Origin of the sequence: Limnohabitans sp. (assembly GCF_031539105.1) — a bacterium.
Classification (GTDB): Bacteria; Pseudomonadota; Gammaproteobacteria; order Burkholderiales; family Burkholderiaceae_C; genus Limnohabitans.
In genome coordinates this window covers 150807-168296 of sequence record NZ_JAVKLM010000022.1, presented here as the reverse complement: position 1 = coordinate 168296, position 17490 = coordinate 150807, and the positions used below count along the sequence as shown (strand labels likewise).

The 17490-nt window shown below is 58.7% G+C and carries 18 protein-coding genes; 8 read left to right on the top strand and 10 right to left on the bottom strand.

The annotated features are described in order from the left end of the window. Positions 1-19 precede the first annotated feature (19 nt). Complete coding sequence (gene corA, locus RMR24_RS06590) at positions 20-1006, top strand: magnesium/cobalt transporter CorA (RefSeq protein WP_310614284.1); 987 nt, start codon at positions 20-22, stop codon at positions 1004-1006. Here corA and RMR24_RS06585 read toward each other — a convergent pair whose 3' ends face one another. Both RMR24_RS06585 and RMR24_RS06580 read right to left on the bottom strand, forming a co-directional pair. After that, positions 1007-1765: a 5'-methylthioadenosine/adenosylhomocysteine nucleosidase gene (locus RMR24_RS06585; RefSeq protein WP_310614283.1), complete on the bottom strand. Its 759-nt coding sequence runs from the start codon at positions 1763-1765 to the stop codon at positions 1007-1009. It abuts the gene before it with no gap. After that, entirely contained in the window at positions 1762-3450 is a 1689-nt protein-coding gene (locus RMR24_RS06580; RefSeq protein WP_310614282.1) for a long-chain-fatty-acid--CoA ligase, read from the bottom strand. Before RMR24_RS06580 ends, RMR24_RS06585 begins: the two co-directional genes overlap by 4 nt. 110 nt (positions 3451-3560) lie before the next feature. On the opposite strand from RMR24_RS06580, the gene RMR24_RS06575 reads away from it, so the two are divergent. The 3 genes from RMR24_RS06575 to RMR24_RS06565 are packed head-to-tail and all read left to right on the top strand — an operon-like array spanning position 3561 to position 5422. Further along, positions 3561-4061 (top strand): NUDIX hydrolase, encoded by a 501-nt coding sequence (locus RMR24_RS06575; protein ID WP_310614281.1) that lies wholly within the window; start codon positions 3561-3563, stop codon positions 4059-4061. Between the two features lie 7 nt (positions 4062-4068). Next, complete coding sequence (gene mnmA, locus RMR24_RS06570; RefSeq protein ID WP_310614280.1) at positions 4069-5223, top strand: tRNA 2-thiouridine(34) synthase MnmA; 1155 nt, start codon at positions 4069-4071, stop codon at positions 5221-5223. Further along, a complete protein-coding gene (locus tag RMR24_RS06565) occupies positions 5216-5422 on the top strand; it encodes a hypothetical protein (protein WP_310614279.1) in 207 nt (68 codons plus the stop codon). The genes mnmA and RMR24_RS06565 overlap by 8 nt, the downstream gene beginning before the upstream one ends. A gap of 84 nt (positions 5423-5506) precedes the next feature. Here RMR24_RS06565 and ssb read toward each other — a convergent pair whose 3' ends face one another. Both ssb and RMR24_RS06555 read right to left on the bottom strand, forming a co-directional pair. Beyond that, a complete protein-coding gene (gene ssb, locus RMR24_RS06560; protein WP_310614278.1) occupies positions 5507-6004 on the bottom strand; it encodes a single-stranded DNA-binding protein in 498 nt (165 codons plus the stop codon). 27 nt (positions 6005-6031) lie between these two features. After that, complete coding sequence (locus tag RMR24_RS06555; protein WP_310614339.1) at positions 6032-7219, bottom strand: MFS transporter; 1188 nt, start codon at positions 7217-7219, stop codon at positions 6032-6034. Between the two features lie 186 nt (positions 7220-7405). Here RMR24_RS06555 and uvrA point away from each other — a divergent pair, with 186 nt between their 5' ends. Then, positions 7406-10393, top strand: a complete 2988-nt coding sequence (gene uvrA / locus RMR24_RS06550; RefSeq protein ID WP_310614338.1) for an excinuclease ABC subunit UvrA — start codon at positions 7406-7408, stop codon at positions 10391-10393. A 19-nt stretch (positions 10394-10412) separates the two neighbouring features. Here the strand turns inward: uvrA and RMR24_RS06545 are convergent, their stop codons facing one another. Next, positions 10413-10883, bottom strand: coding sequence for a peptidylprolyl isomerase (locus RMR24_RS06545; protein WP_310614277.1), 471 nt, complete (start codon positions 10881-10883; stop codon positions 10413-10415). 77 nt (positions 10884-10960) lie between these two features. Here RMR24_RS06545 and RMR24_RS06540 point away from each other — a divergent pair, with 77 nt between their 5' ends. Beyond that, positions 10961-11350 (top strand): glutathione S-transferase N-terminal domain-containing protein, encoded by a 390-nt coding sequence (locus RMR24_RS06540; protein ID WP_310614276.1) that lies wholly within the window; start codon positions 10961-10963, stop codon positions 11348-11350. Positions 11351-11353: 3 nt separating this feature from the next. Here RMR24_RS06540 and pyrF read toward each other — a convergent pair whose 3' ends face one another. The 4 genes from pyrF to tsaB all read right to left on the bottom strand — a co-directional run bounded on the left by pyrF (position 11354) and on the right by tsaB (position 14711). Next, the gene (gene pyrF / locus RMR24_RS06535; RefSeq protein ID WP_310614275.1) at positions 11354-12208 is read right to left on the bottom strand and encodes an orotidine-5'-phosphate decarboxylase; all 855 of its coding nucleotides are present in this window, start codon (positions 12206-12208) and stop codon (positions 11354-11356) included. A gap of 280 nt (positions 12209-12488) precedes the next feature. Continuing rightward, on the bottom strand, positions 12489-13379 hold the full coding sequence (locus tag RMR24_RS06530) for a uracil-DNA glycosylase (RefSeq protein WP_310614274.1): 891 nt from the start codon (positions 13377-13379) through the stop codon (positions 12489-12491). A 10-nt stretch (positions 13380-13389) separates the two neighbouring features. Then, the gene (gene rimI / locus RMR24_RS06525) at positions 13390-13854 is read right to left on the bottom strand and encodes a ribosomal protein S18-alanine N-acetyltransferase (protein WP_310614273.1); all 465 of its coding nucleotides are present in this window, start codon (positions 13852-13854) and stop codon (positions 13390-13392) included. Positions 13855-13880: 26 nt separating this feature from the next. Continuing rightward, positions 13881-14711, bottom strand: a complete 831-nt coding sequence (tsaB, locus tag RMR24_RS06520; RefSeq protein WP_310614272.1) for a tRNA (adenosine(37)-N6)-threonylcarbamoyltransferase complex dimerization subunit type 1 TsaB — start codon at positions 14709-14711, stop codon at positions 13881-13883. Positions 14712-14743: 32 nt separating this feature from the next. On the opposite strand from tsaB, the gene dacB reads away from it, so the two are divergent. Beyond that, a complete protein-coding gene (gene dacB / locus RMR24_RS06515; RefSeq protein ID WP_310614271.1) occupies positions 14744-16282 on the top strand; it encodes a D-alanyl-D-alanine carboxypeptidase/D-alanyl-D-alanine-endopeptidase in 1539 nt (512 codons plus the stop codon). After that, positions 16279-16554 carry a SemiSWEET transporter gene (locus RMR24_RS06510; RefSeq protein WP_310614270.1) on the top strand — a complete coding sequence of 92 codons (276 nt, stop codon included), beginning with the start codon at positions 16279-16281 and terminating at the stop codon, positions 16552-16554. The genes dacB and RMR24_RS06510 overlap by 4 nt, the downstream gene beginning before the upstream one ends. Here the strand turns inward: RMR24_RS06510 and RMR24_RS06505 are convergent. Continuing rightward, positions 16551-17477 (bottom strand): SGNH/GDSL hydrolase family protein, encoded by a 927-nt coding sequence (locus RMR24_RS06505; RefSeq protein ID WP_310614269.1) that lies wholly within the window; start codon positions 17475-17477, stop codon positions 16551-16553. The genes RMR24_RS06510 and RMR24_RS06505 overlap by 4 nt on opposite strands. Positions 17478-17490: the final 13 nt, after the last annotated feature.

Below are 17490 nucleotides of genomic sequence, written 5' to 3'. Positions count from 1 at the left end.
CCCACGCGCAAGGACTGCCATGCTCAATATCTTCACGCTGGCCAACGGTCGACTCTTTCAAGAAGAGATCGAATCGCTGGAAGAACTCTCCAAATTCCAACCCATCTGGGTTGACCTCGAAGCACCCACGCTTGAGGAAAAACGCTGGATCAAGCAGTACTACGAACTCTCCATCCCCGAAGACGCGATGGACGAGGACATTGAGGAATCGGCCCGCTTCTACGAAGAAGACAACGGCGAACTTCACATCCGCAGCGACTTTTTGATCGCCGACGAAGACGAACCCCGCACCGTGCGTGTGGCGTTTATCTTGAACCAAAACAACGCCTCACTGCGCAGCCGTGGCGTGTTGTTCTCGATTCACGATGAAGACGTGCCTGTGTTCCGCCTGCTGCGCATGCGCGCTCGTCGGGCACCTGGCCTGATTGAAGACGACAAAGATGTGTTGCTCAAACTGTTTGACGCCGACGCCGAATACTCCGCCGACACGCTCGAAGGCATTTACGACCAGCTAGAAAAAGCCGGTAAATTGGTGCTCTCTGAAGACGTGACCGACGAGCTAGCCGGCGAAGTGCTGGGCGCCATTGCCCGCCAAGAAGACTTGAACGGCCGCATTCGCCGCAACGTCATGGACACCCGCCGCGCGGTGAGCTTCATGATGCGCTCGCGCATGCTCAACGCCGACCAGTTTGAAGAAGCCCGCCAAATCTTGCGTGACATTGAGTCGCTCGACAACCACACGGCATTTCTGTTCGACAAGATCAACTTCTTGATGGATGCAACCGTGGGTTTCATCAACATCAACCAGAACAAAATCATCAAGATCTTCTCGGTGGCCAGCGTGGCTTTGCTGCCACCCACCTTGATTGCCAGCATTTACGGCATGAACTTCCAGTTCATGCCAGAGCTCGATAAGACCTGGGGCTATCCCATGGCCTTGGGCCTCATGATCGCCAGCGCCTTGGTGCCCATGTGGTACTTCCGCAAGCGCGGCTGGCTCAAGTAATTAGCGGGGTAGCGCAGACAGCAGGCAGTCGAGCACCGCCACGCTGTAACGGCTGGCAATGCTTTGGATAAAGCGGGGAAAGTCCACATGCGCCGCGTCGTCGGCACGGTCTGAAATGGTGCGCACGGCCGCCAAAGGCACGCCGTAGTCGTGGCACACCTGCGCCATGGCTGCGCACTCCATCTCGACTGCCAAAGCATCGGGTAGCTCACGTTGCAAAGCTTGACTCTCAAGTGTTTGCGACACAAAACGATCCCCGCTGGCAATCAAGCCTTGATGCACTTGGGCCTTGGCTAAATCTAAATTGAGCCACTCACTGTGCGGCAACGTCGCCAACATGTCTTGCATGGCCAAAGGCGCAGCAATCGCCAAGGCGTTGCTCAACGCCTCATCTGCAACAAAACGTGTCATGCCGGTCAAGGGCACTTCGTGGCGCGGAAACAAAGGCGACGCATCCATGTCGTGTTGAATAAATTCGCGCGCCACAACCACATCGCCCACATTTACTTGCGGAGCCAATCCGCCCGCCACGCCAGTAAACACCATGCGGCTCACACCAAAGCGTTCAATCAAGGTAGTGGCTGTGGTGGCTGCGGCCACTTTGCCGATGCGCGAAAGCACCGCCACCACCTCGTGGCCATGCCAGTGGCCTGCCCAAAATTCACGACCAGCCACCACGGATTTTTGTTCGTCAGGCATGCGGGCCAGCACAGCGGCCAGCTCTTCGTGCATGGCGCTCACGAGCGCGATGCGGCTCATGCGGGTGTTTTGTCGCGCAGTTCGCGCCGCAGCACTTTGCCCACGGGCGTTTTGGGCAGCTCTGTGCGGAACTCCACCACGCGTGGGCGCTTGTAGCCTGTCAGGTTGTGGCGGCAGTGCTCCAGCACTTGTTCTTCTGTCAGGCTTGGGTCTTTCTTGACCACCACCAGCTTCACGGCTTCGCCTGAGTGCTCGTCTGGAATGCCAATCACCGCGCACTCCATCACACCTGCCAAACCTGCGACCACTTCTTCGACCTCGTTGGGATAGACGTTGAAGCCGCTCACCAAGATCATGTCTTTCTTGCGGTCCACGATGCGGAAGTAGCCGTGCTCGTCCATCACTCCCACGTCACCAGACTTAAAGAAGCCATCGGCCGTCATCACGCGGGCGGTTTCATCGGGACGCTGCCAGTAGCCAGCCATCACCTGCGGACCGCGAATGGCGATTTCGCCAGGGGTGCCAACGGGCACTTCGTTGCCCTCGTCGTCGATGATTTTCATGTCGGTGCTAGGCAAAGGCACGCCAATCGAGCCGTTGAAGGCTTTGTTGGTCACGGGGTTGCCACTGGCGGCTGGGCTGGTTTCTGACAAACCATAGGCTTCGCAAATTGGGTTGCCTGTTTTTTCTAGCCACAAGCGCGCCACTGGGCCTTGCACGGCCATGCCGCCACCCACAGACACCACCAAGTGCGACCAATCCACCTTGTTGAAATTGGGGTGGTTGGCCAAAGCGTTGAACAGTGTGTTCACCGCAGGGAACACATGAAAACGATGCTTGGTCAGCTCTTTGAACACCGCTGGCAAATCGCGTGGATTAGGGATGAGCACCGAGCAGCCACCCATGCGCATACAGGCCATGATGTTGAGCGTGAACGCGAAGATGTGATACAGCGGCAACGGGCAAATAAAGGTCGGCACTTCGTTGGCCGGAATGCGCTTGAGCGCAGGTTGAAACCACGCAGATGCTTGCAACATATTGGCCATCACATTGCGGTGCAACAGCTCGGCCCCTTTGGCCACACCCGTGGTGCCCCCTGTGTATTGCAACACGGCCAAATGGTCGCCATGAATTTCGGGTGAGGTCAGTGTGCAGCGTTCGCCTTGCACCAAGGTGTCGTTGAAACGCACAGCCGTGGGCAACTCGAATGAGGGCACCAATTTTTTAACTTTGCGCACCACATGGTTCACCAGGGTGCCTTTGAGCCAACCCAATTGGTCGCCCATGGCGCACAACACCACATGCTTGACGGGTGTACGGGCCAAGCACTCTTGCAAGGTGGCGCCAAAGTTCTCAAGAATCACGATGGCTTTGGCATCTGAGTCCTTGAGCTGCGCTTCGAGCTCGCGCGGCGTGTAAAGCGGGTTAATGTTGACCACCACAAATCCCGCACGCAGCACAGCGGCCACGGCAATGGGGTACTGCAACACGTTGGGCAGCATGATGGCCACGCGGTCGCCAAACACCAGCCCCAAGCTTTGCAAGTACGCAGCAAACACTTGGCTCAAACGGTCGAGCTCTTTGTAGGTCAGGCCTTTGCCAAGGAAGCTGAATGCCGTGCGGTCGCCGTACTTGCGAAAGCTCTCTTGCATCAAGTCCACCAACGAGCTGTAAGCGGTGATGTCAACTTCTGCGGAAACGCCTTCTGGGTAGGCGCTTAACCATGGCTTTTGTGTAGAGTTCATGCAGTTGCCTATTGCTGTCTTTTTGAAGTTTTACCTATGTCAGGGTGGCGCAAGGTTACACGACTTTACAAAGGCGCCAGAGGCGGAATAACCCGAAAGATAATGGCCAAATGAATAAACGTTGGAAGCCCAGTGTCACCGTCGCCGCCATCATTGAACGCGACGGTCATTACATGTTGATTGAAGAGCACACGCCCGAAGGCTTGCGCCTGAACAACCCTGCGGGACACCTAGACCCAGGCGAGTCACCCGAAGACGGCTGCGCCCGCGAGGCGCTGGAAGAAACCACCCACACGTTCAAACCCACCGCGCTAGTTGGCATTTACATCTCGCGCTTGCAACGCCCCGCACGCGAAGGCCGCGCGGCTGAAGACGTGACCTACTTTCGCCTCGCGTTTTGCGGCGAGCTAAGCGACCAAGTGCCAGGGGCTAAGCTAGACAAAGGCATCGTGCGCACCCTGTGGATGACGCCCGATGAGGTTCGCGCCAACGTGCACCGCTTGCGCAGCCCGCTGGTGTTGCGCTGCATGGAAGACCACTTGGCTGGGCAGCGCTTTCCACTTGACATGATTTACACCGACCCCAGTGTGCTGAGCGCCGCAAAGGGATAATTGCCGCATGGCAAATAACAAACGTGTAGTGGTGGGCTTGAGCGGCGGGGTGGACTCCGCCGTCAGCGCCTACCTGTTGAAGCAACAAGGCTACGACGTCGTCGGCATCTTCATGAAAAACTGGGAAGACGATGACGACAGCGAATACTGCTCGTCCAACATCGACTTCGTCGACGCTGCCGCCGTGGCCGACGTCATTGGCATTGAGATTGAACACGTCAACTTTGCCGCCGAATACAAAGACCGCGTGTTCGCCGAGTTCTTGCGCGAGTACCAAGGCGGCCGCACACCCAACCCCGACATCTTGTGCAACGCCGAAATCAAGTTCAAAGCGTTTTTAGACCACGCCATGCGCCTAGGCGCTGAAAAGATTGCCACCGGCCACTATTGCCGCGTCCGCGAAGTGGACGGCGAGTTTCAACTGCTCAAAGGCTTGGACCCGAGCAAAGACCAAAGCTACTTTTTGCACCGATTGAACCAAGCGCAACTCTCTAAAACCTTGTTCCCCGTGGGCGAGCTGCACAAAACCGAAGTGCGCCGAATTGCGGATGAAATAGGCTTGCCCAACGCCAAGAAAAAAGACTCCACAGGCATTTGCTTTATTGGCGAGCGCCCTTTCCGCGAGTTCTTAAACCGCTACATCGCCAACGAGCCCGGCCCCATCAAAGACGAGCGCGGCCGCAAAATTGGCACACACGTGGGCTTGAGTTTTTACACACTCGGCCAACGCCAAGGATTAGGCATTGGTGGCCTCAAAGCCAAAGGTGCAGACATGGACGCACTCCGCGCCCGCGGATTGCGCGGCGCTGGTGAACACCAGCCGTGGTTTGTGGCCCGCAAAGACTTGGCCACCAACACCTTGTACGTGGTGCAAGGCCACGACCACCCTTGGTTGCTCTACGACGCACTGCACGCGGACGATCTGAGCTGGTGTGCACCGCATGCCCCGGCCCCCGGCCGCTACGCCGCCAAAACCCGCTACCGCCAAGCCGATGCACCGTGCGCGCTGAGCTACAACGACGAAGGCGAGCTGGTGCTCGCCTTTGATGACCCTCAGTGGGCCGTCACACCTGGCCAATCGGCTGTGTTGTATGACGGTGAGGTGTGTATGGGCGGCGGGGTCATTGCCAGCGCTGCAGGGGTAGAACACTCACATGCCTAATTGGGGCGTCTTTGTTGCACGCTTGCTCAGCGCCATTGGCTCGTGGCTAGACGCGAGCAATTTGCGCAACCGCGTCTACAAGTTAGAGCAAGAAAACGAAGTCATGCGCGTGGCGCTGGAAGACATTCAGCGTATGGACGCTGAGGGGCGCATTGGTTGGATTGCGCAAGAGACACTTGAAAACGTCAAAAAGTACTGAGCCTGCTAACAAATGACAGACGAAAAAAACCGACTGGCTCTCGCTAGTCGGTTTTTTGTTGGGCGCTTAGTTTGCGTCGACTGATTAAAACGGAATGTCGTCATCCATGTCATCAAACCCACCCTTGGCCGGCGCAGCCGCCGCTGGGCGTTGCGCTGCCGGTGCTGCAGCGCGAGATGCGGCTGCTGGGCGGCTGTAGCCACCGCCGCCTTCTTCGCCACCACCACTTGGACCACCCATGCCTTCACGGCCGCCCAAGAGTTGCAACTCAGTGGCAATGATGTCGACGGTGTTTTTTTCCACGCCTGTGGTTTTGTCGGTGTACACGCCGTACTTCAAGCGGCCTTCCACGTAAATGGGGCGGCCTTTTTTGACGTATTCGCCGGCGATTTCGGCCAAGCGGTCATAGAACGTGACGCGATGCCACTGTGTGTCTTCAATCATCTCGCCGCTGTTTTTGTCTTTGCGGCGGCTTGATGTGGCCACGCTCACGTTGGCCACGGCTTGGCCGCTGGGCAGGTAGCGCACTTCGGGGTCGCGGCCGCAGTTGCCGACGAGGATGACTTTGTTAACGGATGCCATGGGTAAATTCCTCCAGATAGGGGCTAATTATGAGGTCTTTGCGGAAGGGGCCGCTCGCTTAGGCGCCACCATGGGCCAAGCTACCACCAGCCACAGCAGCATGAGTGCCGCGCAAGTTAAAAACAGGCCTTGTGTGCCGTAGCTTTTGACGAGCTGACCGCCCATAACACCACCGGCAAAAAAACCCAACGATTGCAAGGTGTTGTACACGCCCATGGCCGCGCCACGAGACGCAGCGGGCGCAATGCGCGACACCAAACTGGGCTGCGTCGCCTCCAACACGTTGAAGCCGCAAAAGAAGGCAAACAGCAACCAAGCCAAACACATCACACTGGGAGCACCCGACGACACCCACAGCAGCGCCACTTGCACCAAGGCAATCAAGGCAATGGCGCCTAAAAACACCGCCCGCAAATAGCCGCGTCGCTCAAGCGCAAAGATGCTTCCCATCAACACGAACGAGCCCAGCACAGCAGGCAAATAAATTTGCCAATGGTCGTCTTTGCCCAATCCAGCTTGCACCAAAAAAGCGGGAATCGCCACCCACATGGCCAGCTGCACTGCGTGCAACACAAACACACCGATGTTCAAGCGCAGCAGCGCGGGGCTAGACAGCACTTGGCGCAGGCCACCGCGGGCGGCGTCTTTGTGCGCCATAGGCTCAGCCGGCACGCCCCACACCACCACGGCCGTGCCCAAGAGAGCCAGCACTGCCGTCAACACAAACAAGCCCGACAAACCAATGTGCGCCGCAATCACGGGCGACACCACCAGCGACAAGGCAAACATCAACCCAATGCTGGCGCCCACCAAGGCCATGGCTTTGGTACGCACGCTGTCGCGGGTCAGATCAGCCAACAGGGCGGTCACTGCGGCAGACACCGCGCCTGCGCCTTGCACCGAGCGGCCTACCAGCAAACCCGTCAAGGTGTCGGCACTGCCAGCGATCAAGCTGCCCAAAGCAAAAATCAGCAGGCCAAAAACAATCACACGCTTGCGCCCCAAACGGTCAGACGCCATGCCAAACGGAATTTGCAACAGGCCTTGCGTGAGGCCATAAATACCCATGGCCAAGCCAATCAGCGCGGGGTCATCCCCGCCTGGGTATTTGCGCGCTTCCAGTGCAAATACGGGCAACACCAAAAACAAACCCAACATGCGCAAGGCAAAAATGGACGCGAGCGAGCCACTGGCGCGCAGCTCGGTGCGCGTCATGGTGGGGCTTTGGTCCAGCGTGGGGTCGGGGGTTAAATTCATCGTCACAGCCTGCCATTGTCCCGCATTCCTAGCCAATGACACGCGCCGCCACTATCATGGCGGGTTGCCCTTTTATTTGAGTGTCCTGTGAACGAATCTTCTGACGGCGCCTACCTTGGCCTTGCCCTGAACCATCCATCTGCCATGCGAAACATCAGCATTCGCGGGGCGCGCACGCACAACCTGAAAAACATCGACCTCGACATTCCGCGTAACCAGCTGGTGGTCATCACGGGTTTGTCGGGTTCGGGCAAATCCAGCCTCGCGTTTGACACGCTGTATGCCGAAGGCCAGCGCCGTTATGTGGAAAGCCTCTCGGCCTACGCCCGCCAGTTTTTGGGCCGCTTGGACAAGCCCGATGTGGACCTGATTGAGGGCCTGTCGCCCGCCATCAGCATTGAGCAAAAAGCCACCAGCCACAACCCGCGCTCGACCGTCGGCACGGTGACCGAAATTCACGACTACCTGCGCTTGCTGTTTGCCCGCGCGGGCACGCCCTATTGCCCCGACCATCAACTGCCGCTGCAAGCGCAAAGCGTGTCGCAAATGGTGGACGCCGTCATGGCGCTGCCCGAAGACACCAAGCTCATGCTGCTCGCGCCCATCGCGCGCAACCGCAAGGGTGAGTACAGCGAAATCTTCACGCAGCTGCAAGCGCAGGGCTATGTGCGCTTCCGCATTGAGGGCAAGGTGTACGAATACGACGAACTGCCCGAGCTGAAGAAAACCGAGAAGCACGACATCGACGTGGTGGTGGACCGCATCAAAGTGCGCCACGAAGCGCCAGCCGTTCCTACCCCTGTGGCAGCGCCCAGCATTGGCGACGTGACAGTCACCGCCCCGCCGCCCGGCCTGCGCCAGCGTTTGGCCGAGAGCCTTGAAGCCGCGCTGCGTTTGGCGGAAGGCCGCGCCATTGCGCTAGAGATGGACACGGGCGTGGAGCACGCGTTCAACGCCAAGTTTTCTTGCCCGCAGTGCACGTATTCCATCAGTGAACTTGAGCCGCGTTTGTTCTCGTTCAACTCACCCGTGGGCGCTTGCCCTTCGTGCGACGGCTTAGGCCACCAAGACTATTTCGACCCTGCACGCGTGGTGGCGTTTCCGTCGCTCAGCCTTGGCAGCGGCGCCATCAAAGGCTGGGACCGCCGCAACGCGCATTACTTCACCCTGCTGGAGAGCTTGGCCAAGCACTACAAGTTTGACCTCGACACACCGTTCGAAGACCTGAGCATAGAGACTCGCCAAGTGCTGTTGTATGGCTCGGGCGAAGAAGAAATCAAATTCAACTACAGCCTTGAAAACGGCTCTGGCAAAAAGCTGAGTAAGAAGCACCCCTTCGAAGGCATCTTGGTCAACATGGAGCGCCGCTACCGCGAAACCGATTCGACCGTGGTGCGCGAAGACCTGTCGCGCTACCGCGGCGTGCGTGCGTGTACATCCTGCGGCGGCACACGCCTGCGCCGCGAAGCACGCAATGTACGCATTGGCGAAGGCGATCAAATGCGCGGCATTTTCGACATCAGCCACACCACGCTGGGCGAATGCTTTGGCTACTTCAACACGCTCCAACTGCACGGCGCCAAAGCCGAAATTGCAGACAAAGTGGTGCGCGAAATTGCCTCACGCTTGAAGTTCTTAAACGACGTGGGTTTGAACTACCTCAGCCTCGACCGCAGTGCCGACACCCTGTCGGGCGGCGAAGCGCAGCGCATTCGTTTGGCCAGCCAAATTGGCTCGGGCCTGACGGGCGTAATGTATGTGCTGGACGAGCCCAGCATTGGCCTGCATCAGCGAGACAACGACCGCCTGATCGACACCCTCAAACACCTGCGTGACATTGGCAACAGCGTCCTGGTGGTGGAACACGACGAAGACATGATTCGCGCCGCCGACTTTTGCGTAGACATGGGCCCCGGCGCGGGCGTGCACGGTGGCCAAGTGATGGCGCGTGGCACACCCGCTGAGATTGAAGCCAACCCCAACTCACTGACGGGCCGCTACCTCGCGCAAGTACTGCGCATCGACGTGCCGACCAAGCGCAACGCCTTTTTGCCTGTGGAAGCCGAAGAGCTGAAGTTCCAACGCAAGCTGCACAAAGATGCGTCAGAGCACCAAGTCATTCGCATCCGTGGTGCGCGTGGCAACAACCTCAAAAACGTCACCGCTGATTTCCCTGTGGGCTTGCTCACCTGCGTCACGGGTGTGTCGGGCTCTGGCAAGTCCACGCTGGTCAACGACACGCTGTACACCGCAGCGGCGCACACCATTCACCGTGCACACGACGAGCCAGCGGCACACGATGAAATCACGGGCCTCGACTATTTCGACAAAGTCATCAACGTCGACCAATCACCAATCGGCCGCACGCCACGCAGCAACCCCGCCACGTACACCGGCCTGTTCACGCCCATCCGCGAGTTGATGGCTGAAGTGCCCATGGCCCGCGAACGCGGCTATGGCCCTGGGCGATTCAGCTTCAACGTGGCCGCAGGCTCAGGCGGTGGCCGCTGCGAAGCTTGCCAAGGCGACGGGATGGTGAAAGTTGAAATGCACTTCTTGCCCGACGTGTATGTGCCCTGCGATGTGTGCCACGGTTTGCGCTACAACCGCGAAACGCTGGAGGTCATGTACAAGGGCAAAAACATCGCGCAGGTTTTAGAGCTGACCGTAGAAGCCGCTTTGCAGTTTTTCAACGCCGTGCCCAACATCGCCCGCAAGCTGCAAACCTTGATGGACGTAGGCTTGTCGTACCTGCAACTCGGCCAAGCCGCCACCACGCTTTCGGGTGGTGAAGCGCAACGCGTGAAGCTGGCCTTGGAGCTGAGCAAACGCGACACGGGCCGCACGCTCTACATCTTGGACGAGCCCACCACGGGCCTGCACTTTGCAGACATTGCGCTGCTGCTGAAAGTGCTGCAACACCTGCGTGATGCGGGCAACACCATCGTGATCATCGAGCACAACCTCGACGTGATCAAAACCGCCGACTGGCTGATTGACATGGGCCCAGAGGGCGGCAGCGGTGGCGGCACGGTGGTGGGTGTGGGCACGCCGGAAGACTTGGCAGCAAACCCTGCCAGCTTTACTGGTAAGTACTTGAAGCGCTTGCTAGACAACTCAGCGCCAGCTTAAAGCGGGACATCGTCCACGCTTAATGCTGATGCCCATGCGCGCCATGCACGTGGCGGTGGGCAATTTCTTCAACCGTGGCGGCGCGCACATCCGTCACGGTGCAGCAGAAACGCAGCGCCTGGCCCGCCAACTCGTGGTTGCCGTCTAGGTGCACTTCGGGGCCTTTGATCTTCACCACGTTGAACACGCGCGGCTGGCCATCGTCGCCCGCACCTTGCAACTGACCTCCCACTTTCACGCCGGGTGGAAATTCCGCCTTAGGGATGACGCGCACCAATGATTCGTCACGTTCGCCAAAGGCATCTTCTGCGCTCAAATCCAGCTTGACGGCAAAACCCAGGGCTTGGCCATTGAGTGCGGCTTCGACCTTGGGAAAAATGTTTTCGTAGCCACCGTGCAAATACGACAAATGCCCCGAGTCCAAAGGCTTGCCTGCGGGGCTGGTGACTTGGTATTTGATGGTGACGGCCGTGTCTTGAATGATTTGCATGGCTAGGATTTGAATGAAAAGTGCCATTGTCCACGACCCATGCGATGGCGCGTCATCAAGCCTTACCATTCACCCCCATGAAACCTGTCATCCGTGTATTTTTTAAAACCCTGCGTATCGTGCTGGGCCCCGTCATGTTGGTCAAAGAGCGTCTCACGAGCCCCAAGGGCATGCAGCGTGACGCTGCAGCGCAAGCTGCGATTGACCTGCACTGCCAAAGCTTAGCGCTGTATCAGTTCAACACCTGCCCGTTTTGCATCAAGGTGCGCCAAGAAATGCGCCGCTTGTCGCTGCCGATTGAGAAGCGTGATGCGCAACACCACGTTGCCAATCGCGACGAACTTCTGCAAGGCAGTGGTGCAACCAAAGTGCCTTGCTTGAAGATCATCGACGCCAACGGCCACACCCAGTGGCTTCAAGACTCGACCGCCATCGTGACCTACCTGCGCGCACGCTTCCAGAGCTAAAAGTTAAGCCGCTTTCGCAGCCTGTAAGGTCTCGCGCGTTTGCAACGCCACACGACGCGCCGCATCCGCAAAATCGTCGCCTTTAGACGCATACAAAATTGCACGCGAAGAGTTAACGATGATGGGGCCGGTGGTCACTGCGTTCTTTACGTCACCACTCAGACGCAAACCTGCTTTCACCGTCGCCACGGCATCGCCACCTTGCGCGCCCACACCGGGAATTAACAGGGGCAATGTGGGTGCGAGTTCGCGCACACGTTCGATTTCTTTGGGGTAGGTTGCGCCCACCACCAAGCCTAGTTGGCCGTTGAGGTTCCAAGGACCTTGGGCCAATTTGGCGATGTGTTCGTAAAGCAAAGGCTGGCCTTCGACGGACGCGAGGCGTTGGTTTTGCAAGTCGTCACCGCCGGGGTTGGAGGTGCGGCACAACAAAAACGCGCCTTTGCCGTGGTACTTCAAGTACGGCGCTACCGAGTCCCAGCCCATGAAAGGCGAGAGGGTAACCGCATCTGCGCCGTAGCGCTCAAACGCTTCGATGGCGTATTGCTCGGCAGTGCTGCCAATGTCTCCGCGCTTGGCATCCAAAATGATGGGCACATGGGGCGCAACGCGGCGCATGTGCTCCATCAACCGCTCTAGCTGGCCTTCGGCGCGGTGCGCAGCAAAGTAGGCAATTTGAGGTTTGAAGCTGTTTACCACATCGGCAGTGGCGTCGACGATGGCTGCGCAGAAATCGTAAATTTTGTTCGAGTCGCCCTTGATGCGGTCTGGGAACTTGGTGGGTTCGGGGTCAAGGCCCACGCAGAGCATGGAGTTGTTTTGGCGCTCTGCAGCGCTGAGCATGTCAAGAAAGGTCATGACGTGATTTTAGAAGGCTTGGTTGTGGGTTTCTGCTGAGCTCGCTGTGGGTAAAGGCGGTGGGCAGGTTCCTCATGCTGGGGTACCAGAAATCGTCACCTGCCCACCGCCTTTGCCCACAGACTGCGGCACGCCATGTTTCAACCGCAAACAGTGACGCGACTTGGGTGCGGCGGCTGAGGATTTCTGGTACGCCAGCATGAGGAAGCCGCTGCACCCAAGTCGCGTCAACACTTCCGGCGCGAACCCCTCACGAGCGAAAAACACCAACAGCGAAAAGCTACTCAGAACCCTTGAGATGGGCCATAGCCAAACAAAGGTCAGCCCACACCTTGGCCTTCTCGGGCAAGTTACGCAGCACGTAGTTGGGGTGATACGTCACCACCACCGGCACGTTCTGGTACTGGTACACACGCCCACGCAGCTTGCCGTAAGGCGTGCCTTCTAGCTCTGGCACGCTGTCGCGCAACAAGGCCTGCACCGCAAAGCGGCCCATCGCCAAAATCATTTTGGGTTTCAGCAACGCCACTTGACGCTCAAGGTAAGGCAAGCACTGCGCCACTTCTTCTGGCTTGGGGTTGCGGTTGCCAGGTGGGCGGCACTTGAGCACGTTGGCGATGTACACGCCGCCGCCCTCTGCCGTGCGCTCTCCTGTGCGCGATAACTTCATTGCCGCCAGCATGTTGTCGAGCAACTTGCCGGCTTGGCCCACAAATGGCTCGCCTTGATGGTCTTCATCTTCGCCTGGTGTTTCGCCCACGATGAGCCAATCGACTTGCGGCGCTTCGCCTTCGACGGCAGGAGCGCCCACACCAAACACGGTGTTTTGGCGAGAGCCGCACAAGCTGCAGGCCTGGCAGCCCGAGACCGTGCTGTGCAAGGCTGACCAATCCATCTGGTCGATACCCTCGGGGCGTTGAATGATGATGGGGGCTGGCGCAATTTCGGGTTGGGCCTTGGCCACAGGCGCAGGCATTTGCTGCGCTGCTGTATCAAAGCCTGCGGCGTTGGCAATGGCGTGTGTGGCCAGTTCGCTGGCAGCGGCAAAGCTGTGTGCTTCGTTCACAGGGGCTGCCATGACGGCGGCCTCAGACATCGGCGACCACACGCGCACGCCCATCTCGGCCAGCATGGCGCGTTGGCGTTTGTCGAGGTGCAAGGTGTCGGTCATGGGCAATAGCTTACAGCTTGAGCGACATGACCACCGCATGCTCGCGTTGGCCGTGGTCGGCGGGGTAATAGTTTTTGCGCTCGCCCACACGGCGGTAACCATAGCGCTCGTACACCTGCATGGCGCGGGTGTTGCCCACGCGCACTTCTAGCCACAGCCATTGGGCTTGACGGCTGCGTGCCCAGAGCGACAAGGCATCAAGCATCAGCACGCCGTAGCCTTGGCCCTGAAAATGTGGCGCGACGGTGATGTTGAGCAAGTGCACTTCGTCCACGCCCTCCATGGCCACAAAGTAGCCAATCAAGGTGTCACCCCCGATCAGCGCCAGCAGCTGGTAACCCGACTTCAGCGAATCCGCGAAGTTGCCGCGTGTCCACGGATGGGCGTAGGCGCTTTTTTCGATGCGCAGCACGTCGTCCAGCAGCGCATCGGTCAGCGGCTCTAGGCGTACTTCGGGTTTCAAAACGGCACTCATGGAGGGAGAGATGTGGCAGAGAAAAGTTAGGGCGTGATTGTCGGCGTAGCGGCTTGTGCAATCAGCTCCGCTTGTTGCGCTTTGATTTGCATGCGCTCATCGGTGGTTTGGGCCACTTTGTCGCGGATGTAAAGAGGCAGGGCCTCTTCGGGTGGCACAGCTTCGCCAGCCTCCCAAGCGACGGGAGCCAAGCGCAGCAATGCGACGGCAGTGGGCAAGGCCATCACTTGCGGCGCTGTCAACGCAGCGGGCCAACGGCCTGGATATACGGGCCATGCGTTGCCAGCTGCAATGAAGCTTTCTTGCGTCCAATCGGCAGGCCAATGCAGCGCTTCAGGGCTATGCAACTCGGGCTCTTGCACGCAACGCCATACGCCTGGCATCTGATTTGTTTCGTCGACGCTGATTGATGCACCGCCGACGTTTGGCTTGAACTCATACGCCGCCGCATACACCTGCTCCATGCGCGCGTCCATCACGGCTAGCACGCGCATCACAGACATCGCACCTTTTGCCGAACCATTTGCAACACGCGCCGCGCGCGCCTCTTCGGCCACCGCTAACAAAGTGTCAATCGGAAGCACTGATAAGTCAGCGCCAAAGGCCAAACCCTGAGCCACCGAGCACGCTGTGCGCAAGCCTGTGAATGCACCTGGCCCACGGCCAAACACAACAGCTTGCAAATCAGTCAACGCCAAACCGGCCTCTTTCAAGAGCGCCAGGGTTTGCGGAATCATGTGCGTGGACGTGAGCGCGCCGCCTGCGCTGGTGTGCGTCCACGTCTGCGTGCCGCGAGCGACCGCAAGAGAAAGGGTGTCGGTGCTGGTCTCTAAAGCCAGCCACTGGTTGGTGTGCATCCACTGATTATCCCAGCCGTGATAATTTGCGCATGACTCCTCTGCACTTGCCCTCTTTGCATCGACTCACATCAAGCGGCCGCCTCTCACGATGGGGCTTTGTGCGCTTGTGTTTGGCACTTGCCTTAGCCTTTGCCTCGCTGTTTACCATGATCTGCGCCACAGCCTTGCCCGCTCAAGCTGCACCCAGCTCAAAGGCCGTGCGCACCGATCCGCCCAAGCACACGGAGGGCGACATCGGCCAGCTGCCCGCTGAGGTGCAAGCCGCGCTGCAACGCGCCAAAGTGCCGTCTGAAAACTTCCACGTGATGGTGGTCGACACCCACACGGGCAGCACACCGCGCCTCAGCCACCAAGCCCAAGTGCGCGTGAACCCAGCCTCGTTGATGAAGTTGGCCACGACCACCGCCGCGCTCGACACGCTGGGCCCCGCCTTTGTGTGGCGCACGCCCGTGTATGTGGACGGCCCTGTGCGCGACGGCGTACTGCAAGGCAACGTCTACATCAGAGGCAGCGGTGACCCGCGTTTGGGTGTCGAGCGCTTGTGGCTGTTGATGCGCCGCATTCAGGGTTTGGGCATTCAAAAAATTCAGGGCGACATCGTGCTGGACCGCAGCGCGTTTGACGTGCCCGCACGTGACGCCGCCAGCTTTGATGGCGAGCCCCTGCGCCCCTACAACGCCGCGCCTGATGCGCTGCTGCTCAACTTCAAATCGCTGCTCATTCAGTTTGTGCCCGACCGCGCTGCCAACTTGGCACGCGTGCAAATCGAGCCACCCTTGGCTGGCGTGCAATTCCCCACAGCCGTGCCGCTGAGCAATGGCGATTGCAATGACTACCGCGGCGCACTTCGCGCCGACTGGAGCGACCCCACACGCATCAAATTTGCCGGCAACTTCCCCGCTGTGTGCGGCGAAAAAATGTGGCCCATCGCCTATGCCGCGCCCCAGCAATTTGCGCCACGCGCCATCACCGGCATGTGGCAGCAGCTCGGTGGCCAACTCATTGGACAAGTGCGCGATGGCAGCGTTCCCACCCACTTGCAGCCCATCTTCAACGTCGAATCGGCTACCTTGGCTGAGACCATTCGCGACATCAACAAGTTCAGTAACAACGTGATGGCGCAACAGCTGTTCCTCACCCTCAGCCAACAACAACGCGGTGTGGGCAGCTTTGACGCCTCACGCGAGGTGATGCAGCGCTGGTGGCGCGAACGCGTGGGCGGCGAAGTGCCCACCTTTGACAACGGCTCGGGCCTGAGCCGTGAAGAGCGCATCAGCGCGCAAGCCTTGGCGCGTTTGCTGCAAGTGGCATGGGCCTCGCCCAACATGTCTGAACTGATGAGCTCGCTGCCCGTGACCGGCCTAGACGGCACGATGAAACGCAGCAAAGCACAAGCCAGTGCGCACTTAAAAACCGGCAGCTTACGTGACGTGGCGGGCGTGGCCGGCTTTGTAGACACCGCCAGCGGCAAGCGTTTGGTGGTGGTGGCCATCTTGCACCACGCCAATGCCAATGCGGCTCGCCCTGCGCTAGACGCCATGATTGACTGGGCAGGGAAACAGCCATGAACTACACCGAATGGATAGGCTACGCCGCTGCCAGCCTGACCACCGCGAGCTTTGTGCCGCAAGCGTGGCTGACCTTCAAGACCCGCGACGTGAGTGGTATTTCGTTGGGGATGTACAGCGCGTTCACGCTTGGCGTTGCGCTGTGGTTGGCCTACGGCTTGCTGATTGAAGCCTGGCCCGTGGTGATTGCCAACATCATCACACTGGTGTTGGCTGCCAGTATTTTGGCGATGCGCTTGCGCTTTGGGCGCAAGGCATCAGCGCTGAATTAACGCCAGCCTTGGGCCGTGGCGTTGTACAAGTAGCTGGCAACCCAGCGGTTGCCTGCGGGTGTGAGGTGAATGCCGTCGGCAAAGAGCATGGTGGTGTAATTTGTATTAACTCCGACAGCACCAGAATCACAACCCCTAGCAGTTGCAAACGCGGTGTTCGAGACAAGCGTCGAAACACCGCACGCTGGCGTGGTGTAGGTTGTCCCGTTAAAACCAGTATCTGTAAATGGACTAAATGTTGCGAGAGATGTGGCCGTCAAGAACAACGAATTCACGCCTGATGCGTTGGCATAAATCACCGTATTAGGAGTTTGACCACCGAACGCTGTGTTCAAAGCCAACAAAACAGCTTCGTTGAAAGTGCTCGTCCAACTCACAGACGGCGTCGCTGCAGGCGTTGCAGTTGGATCAAAGCTGTTGGCACGACCCCATGGTGTTCTAGACACCTCTAACACCGGCATGATCAAAATATGCTTAACGCCAGCGGTCTTTAAGCGCTGCACTTGGGTGACCAAGGCCTGGGCTGCTGCGTTGGCATTTGTAACTGCTGTGCTGGCATTTGTAACGGCTTTGACATCAAAGGTACCAACAGTAATTACGACCAAGTCACCCGAAGAAAAACCACCATCGCTACTAACAACAGCATCGATCTGCGCGGCCAAATTAGTAACTTGGGCACCAGCGCTAGCCTTGCTGACAATATTCGATTGACCAAAATAAGCTGCCATCTGTCCAACCACGGTACCTGTGGTGCTTCCGGTTTCGCGAACCGTGGCTGCGGCATCGTTAAAGCCATCGCCCAAACCAATCACTCGCGTCGGCTTGAACGGCTCCACTGTGCTGCTTGCTCCGCAGGCAGAAAGCAGGGCGACAAGCGACACGGTGCACAAGGCTTTGAGGGTTCGGCTAAAAATTGGGTTCATCACAGGCTCTCTT